Annotated in this window: 5 protein-coding genes; 4 read left to right on the plus strand and 1 reads right to left on the minus strand. The window is 74.5% G+C overall.

Annotation, left to right across the window (positions count from 1 at the left end; translation table 11 throughout):
* Positions 1-141: 141 nt before the first annotated feature.
* Positions 142-1,242, minus strand: coding sequence for a glycosyltransferase family 9 protein (locus DEJ24_RS16415; RefSeq protein ID WP_111079650.1), 1,101 nt, complete (start codon positions 1,240-1,242; stop codon positions 142-144).
* A gap of 209 nt (positions 1,243-1,451) precedes the next feature.
* On the opposite strand from DEJ24_RS16415, the gene DEJ24_RS16420 reads away from it, so the two are divergent.
* The 4 genes from DEJ24_RS16420 to DEJ24_RS16435 all read left to right on the plus strand — a co-directional run.
* Positions 1,452-2,984 carry an aldehyde dehydrogenase gene (locus DEJ24_RS16420; protein ID WP_111079652.1) on the plus strand — a complete coding sequence of 511 codons (1,533 nt, stop codon included), beginning with the start codon at positions 1,452-1,454 and terminating at the stop codon, positions 2,982-2,984.
* Positions 2,981-4,594, plus strand: a complete 1,614-nt coding sequence (rfaE2, locus tag DEJ24_RS16425; RefSeq protein WP_111079654.1) for a D-glycero-beta-D-manno-heptose 1-phosphate adenylyltransferase — start codon at positions 2,981-2,983, stop codon at positions 4,592-4,594. Before DEJ24_RS16420 ends, rfaE2 begins: the two co-directional genes overlap by 4 nt.
* A gap of 68 nt (positions 4,595-4,662) precedes the next feature.
* A complete protein-coding gene (locus DEJ24_RS16430) occupies positions 4,663-5,502 on the plus strand; it encodes a glycosyltransferase family 2 protein (RefSeq protein WP_258374524.1) in 840 nt (279 codons plus the stop codon).
* Between the two features lie 135 nt (positions 5,503-5,637).
* Positions 5,638-6,293, plus strand: a 656-nt coding sequence (locus tag DEJ24_RS16435) for a DedA family protein (protein ID WP_111079658.1), incomplete at its 3' end; no start/stop codon positions are given.

The following is a 6,293-nucleotide window of genomic DNA, read 5'->3' on the forward strand; positions in this document are numbered from 1 at the left end:
GTGCGCCCCTTGCCGAGGTCGCACGAGCTGCTGCCCGGACGGCCTACCGGCAGCCGATCGTGCACCCTCGGCAAGGGGCGCACGGCACGTCGTGCGACCTCGGGAGGCCCACACCGGCCCCGACGGACCGGCCCACCGCCCTCAGTTGGTGGCGAGCAGGTCCGCGACGTCCGCCAGGACCCGGTCCGGGGTGATCTCGTCGACGAACGACGGGTCGTGGGCGCACCGCTCGGCGCTCCACCCCACCTGGGTGACGTCGACCCCACACACCGGGCACCGGGTGACGAAGCTCATCAGGACGCGGTGTCGTCCGCGGTCGAGCGGCCCCGCGTTGATGACGTTGCCGAACCAGAAGACGCCGACGGTCGGGGTGCCGACCGCGACGGCGAGGTGCCGCGGGCCGGAGTCGTCGCCGACCATGACGTCGGCGGCACCGAGCACGGCGGGCAGCTCCGGCAGCGGCAGGGTCCCGGTGAGGTCGTGCAGGCGGGCGGCAGCCTCGGGCCCGACGGCCTCGGACACCGACGCCCGGATGGTGGTCGCGGCCGGCCGGTCCGAGTCGTCCCCGACGAGGACGACGTCGTCGCCGGCCTCGAGTCGGGCGACCGCGACGGCAGCGAACCGCTCCGGGCTCCAGCGCCGGCGGGGGTCGGTGGCACCGGGGTGCATCGCGACGAGTCGGCCGGTGACGCCGAGGCGCTGCCGGACCGCGGCCCGCTCGTCGTCCGTCACGGAGAGGCGCGGATCGAGCGTGACGGGTTCGGCACCGCCGAGCCCGACGACCTCGAGCGCGCGGAGCACCTCGTGCTGGTAGTAGACGTAGCGGACCCAGCGCTCCGTGGGGGCGGCGTCCTCGGTGGCGGTGCCGATCGAGTGCGCGGCGCCCAGGCGGAGCAGGAACGGGTTCGAGTTCCGGCCACCGCCGTGCAGCTGCACCGCCAGGTCGAACCGGCCGTGCAGGCGGGCGAAGAAGTCCTCTGCGTCCGGGGCGTCGTCGCCGCTGTCCCGGACGCCCGGCGACACGGGCAACTCCTCGACCGCGTGCACCGCGTCGGAGCGGCCGGCGAGCAGCACACGGGCCATCGGGGTGCCGAGCAGGGTGATCCGCGCCTCCGGGTACGCGGCGGCCAGCGCCTCGATCGCCGGCATCGCGAACATGAGGTCGCCGAGTCCCCCGCCCCGGAGCACCGCGATCTCGCGGACCCCCTCGAAGCGATCGCCGCCACGTCCGATCTGCACCACGCCTGTCGTCCTCCTCGTCGTCCGACGCTGCCCGGTGTCCCGTCGCGCGTCCCTTCGTTCCTACCGACCGGAGCCGGTGCAGGTGCCGAGACCGTGGACCAGCTGCGTCCCGTGGACACCACGGCGCGACCCGTGGGCGCGTCCAGCAGGAGGAGTGCAGCGTGGAGAGCCCCGGTGTACGTGACCGGACCACCACGAGAAGGACGCACATGACGCTCGATGCCCCCACCACCACCGCTCCGTCGTCGGACGACTCGTCCGCGGACACGATCACGGTGCTCGATCCCGTGACCGGCGAGGTGGCCTCGGAGACCCGCCGGAGCACGGCGGACGAGGTGCGGGACGCGGTCGCGCGTGCGCGGGCAGCGGCGACCGGATGGGCCCGGACGGCTCCCGGTGAGCGTGGGGCGCTCCTCCGGGCAGCGGCCGAGCGGCTCCGTGACCACGCCGACGAGCTCGCCGCGATGAACACCCGCGAGACCGGCAAGGTCCCGGGCGACGCCCTCGGCGGAGTCGAGGCCGGCATCAACACGCTCATCCAGTACGCCGAGCTCGGCCCCCTGCACCGCGGCGAGGCCCTGCGCGGCAACCATGGTGCCGCCGACTTCGCCGTCCCGCACCCCCGGGGCGTCGTCCTCGCCCTGACCCCGTGGAACGACCCGGTGGCCGTCGCGTGCGGGATCCTCGGCGCCGCGATCGCCGCCGGCAACACCGTCGTCCACAAGGGCAGCGAGCGGAGCCCGGGCACCATCGCACTGCTCAACCGCCTGCTCGCCGCCGAGCTTCCCGACGGCGTGCTCGTCGGCGTCGACGGTGACGCCACGACCGGTGAACAGCTCCTGGCCGAGGACGGCATCGCCGTCTACGCCCACGTCGGTTCGACCGCGACGGGTGACCGTCTGGCCGAGGCCGCGCTCCGCACCCGCGCGCACGTCATCCGCGAGAACGGCGGCAACGACGCCGCCGTCGTGGACGCCGACGTCGACCCCGTCTGGGCCGCCGACCAGGTCGCCCTCGGGGCCTTCGCGAACACCGGGCAGATCTGCACGAGCGTCGAGCGCGTCTACGTGCACCGCGACATCGCCGAGGAGTTCACCGCCGCCCTGGTCCGTGCCGCCGAACGGAAGACCGCGGCCGCGGCGGCGGACTTCGGCCCCCTGGTGGACGAGCGCCTCCGTGCGACCGTCCAGCAGCACGTCGACCAGGCCGTCGCCGCCGGCGCGCAGGTCCTGACCGGCGGCGCGGTCCCCGCGGGCGCGGGCACGTTCTACCCGGCGACGGTGCTCACCGGCTGCACCGACGACATGCTCGTCCTCACCGAGGAGACGTTCGGCCCGATCGCCCCGATCCGCGTCGTCGAGGACATGGCCGAGGGCCTGCGCCTCGCCGCGGAGGACCGCTACGGCCTGGCCGCGACCGTCCTGACCGCCGACACCGCGACCGCGCTGCAGGCCGCGGCCGAACTGCCGGTCGGCACCGTGAAGGTCAACGCCGTGTTCGGCGGCGCACCCGGGGGCAGCGCGGAGCCGCGCGGCGCGTCGGGCTCCGGTTTCGGCTACGGCCCGCACCTGCTCGACGAGATGACGACGACCACGGTCGTGCACCTCGAGGCAGCCCCGCGACGCGCGACGAGCTCGGCCGCCGTCAGCACAGACGCGAGCACCGGCACCGGCACGGCCGTCGACCCGTCCACCGCCGGCAGCCACGGCACGGACACCGCGACGGCCGAGGACGTCCGATGACCGCCGACGTCCGCATGGTCCGCCGCGTCGTCGACACGATCGCCGCGCGCCAGCCGGTCGTCGTGGTCGTCGGGGACGTCATCCTGGACCGCTGGACGGTCGGAGCAGCCGAGCGGGTCTCCCGTGAAGCCCCGGCCCCCGTGGTCCGCGTCACCGAGACGATCGCCGTCCCGGGAGGCGCGGCGAACACCGCGGTCAACGCCCGGGCCCTGGGTGCCGACGTCCGGATGGTCGCCCTGATCGGCGACGACGAGACCGGCCGGGTCCTGCGGGACCGCCTGGAGGCCGCCGGCGTCGACACCCGCTGGCTGGTCGCGGTACCGGGCGCGACGACGACGAGCAAGGACCGGATCGTCGGTGGGGACCGAGTGGTCGTCCGGGTCGACGACCTGGCCGGACCGCCGAGTGCGGCGGACACGGCCCTCCTCGCCGAGGCGACGGCAGCGGCGGTCCAGGGACGCTTCCCGGGCACCCCCGACACCATCGCCGCAGCCGACGGAGCCGCCGCCGCGGACGCCGTCGTGGTCTGCGACTACGACCTCGGCGTCGACGCCGCCGCGATCGTCCCCGTCCTCGAGCGGGACCGGCCGACCACCGTGGTCGTCGACGCGCACGACCTCGGGCGCTGGCGTGCCCTGCAGCCGGACCTCGTCACGCCGAACGCCGGGGAGGCAGCCGCACTGCTCGGCCGCGACCTCGGCCAGGGTGCCGGACGTGCCGAGACCGTCGTCGCCGCTCGGGAAGAGGTCCTCACGGTCACCGGTGCGCGGAACGCCGTCGTGACGCTGGACCGCAACGGCACGGTCCTGCTCGAGGACACCACGGCCCTGGCCAGCGACGTGCACCGCACCCGCGCGACCCCGGCGTCCGAGCAGCAGGCCTCCGGTGCCGGCGACACGTTCTGCGCCGCGGCCTCGGTCGCCCTCGCGGTCGGCACCCCCGTCCGCGAAGCCGTCTCGTTCGCCCAGGCAGCAGCCGACGTCGTCGTGCGCGAAGCCGGCACCTCCGTGTGCACCGCCGAGGCCCTGGTGGCGTCGGTGTCGGCCCCCGCCGAGACCGTCGTCGACCACGACCAGCTCGCCGACGCGGTCGAGGAAGCCCGGCGCGCCGGTCGTCGCATCGTCTTCACGAACGGGTGCTTCGACGTCGTCCACCGTGGGCACACGACGTACCTGCGGCAGGCGAGCGAGCTCGGCGACCTGCTCGTGGTGGCGCTGAACGACGACGACTCGGTCCGTCGCCTCAAGGGACCGGAGCGTCCGATCAACACGGCTGAGGACCGTGCCGGTGTGCTCGCCGCCCTGGCCTGCGTCGACCTGGTGACGGTGTTCGCGACCGACACCCCGATCCCGCTCATCGAGCGCATCCGTCCCGACGTCTACGTGAAGGGCGGCGACTACTCCCCCGAGATGCTCAGCGAGACCGAGGTGGTCCGCGCGCACGGTGGCGAGGTCGTGATGGTCGACTACGTCGCCGAGCACTCCACGAGTGCTGTCGTCCGCCGGATCCGCGAGACCGCGGCGGGCAACGGCAGGGCGGCGGGCAACGGCACGGCACCGGCCGGTGCGACGCCGACCGACCCCGCCGTGACCGGTCCCGGGGAACCATGACACGGGGCGCGCGGTGGTCCGGCGAGTGGGGTCGTCCGGCCGATACGGCACCGGGTGGCAGCGCCCAAGTGGACGTCGACGTCCTGATCCCGACGGTCGGTCGGACCGCCGAGCTCGCGGCGACCCTCGCCGGGCTGGCCGCCCAGACCGACGTCGCCTTCCGCCTGGTGCTGAGCGACCAGTCCGAGGCCGGTGACGTCGCGGAACGCCCGGCGATCGCTGCGATGACCCGCATCCTGGAGGCCCAGGGCCGCCCCGTCACGCTGCTCACCCACCCGGAGCGGCGGGGCCTGGCGGAACACCGGCAGTTCCTGCTCGACCACGCCGCGGCAGATGCGGTCCTGTTCCTCGACGACGACGTGTGGCTCGAACCCGGCTCGGTCCAGCGCATGCTCGACGCGCTCCGGTCGCTCGACACCGGGTTCGTCGGCAGCGCCGTCCAGGGTCTGTCGTACCTGGAGGACCGTCGACCGCATGAGACCGAGCCGTTCACGCTGTGGGACGGTCCGGTGGTGCCCGAGGTCGTCCGCCGGGGGATGCCCGGGTTCGACCGCTGGTCCCTGCACAACGCCGCCAACCTGGTGCACGTCGCAGCCGAACTCGACGTCGAACCCGGCGGTTGGCTGCCCTACCGGGTCGCCTGGGTCGGGGCCTGCGCGATGTACGACCGGTCCGCGCTCGAAGCGGTCGGCGGTTTCCGGTTCTGGGAGTCGCTTCCGTCCGGCCACGCGGGTGAGGACGTCGTCGCGCAGTGGCTCGTCATGGAGCGCTTCGGCGGCGTCGGCATCGTGCCGTCCGGTGCCGTGCACCTGGAGGCACCGACGACCGTCACGGACCGGTCGGTCGACGCCCCGGACGTGGTCTTCGCGCACGAAGCGCGCCACGAGCAACAGCACCAGGAGCACTGACCGCACCGGGGTCGTACCCCGCCGGAGTCATACCGCGGTAGGGGGTCGGACGCGACCACAGCGGGATGGCAGGACGCCGGTCGCTCCGTAGCGTCGTACCCGTCGGCGAGGTCCGCCGACGGGAGGAGCGACACCGTGCTCGACCAGATCACCCCACTCGTCGTCGACCTGGCGTCCTCGCCGCTCGTCTACCTCGTCCTGTTCGTCCTCTGCCTGGTCGACGGGTTCTTCCCGCCGGTGCCGAGCGAGACGGCGCTCGTCGCCGTCGCCGCGGTCGCCGCCACCTCGGGCCAGCCGGTCCTCGCCGCCGTGCTCGGAGCCGCTGCCCTGGGCGCGATCGCCGGTGACTCGATCGCCTACGCCATCGGCCGTCGGGTCGGACTCGGGCGGCTCCGGAACGCTCGGCGTCCCCGGATCGCGGCGGCGTTCGCCTTCGCCGAGCGGCAGATGCAGCGCCGGTCCGCCCGCCTCATCCTGATCGGCCGGTACATCCCGGTCGGCCGCGTCGCCGTCAACATGACCGCCGGCGCCACCGGCCTGCCCTACCGCCGGTTCCTCGGCATCAGCGCGATCGCCGGCCTCGCCTGGAGCGCGACCTCGATCGGCATCGCGCTCGCCACCTCGTCGTTCCTGCACGAACCCCTCGTCGCCGCCGCCGTCTCGATGGTCGTCGCCGGGGGCCTCGGCCTGGTGGTGGACCGGGTCCTCGGTAGGCTCCAGCGCAGACGGGACGCACGCCGCACGGCCACCGGCCTGGAGGCGCGCCCCACGCCCGCCACCGACCCCACCGC

This window comes from Curtobacterium sp. MCPF17_001 (assembly GCF_003234615.1).
Classification (GTDB): domain Bacteria; phylum Actinomycetota; class Actinomycetes; order Actinomycetales; family Microbacteriaceae; genus Curtobacterium.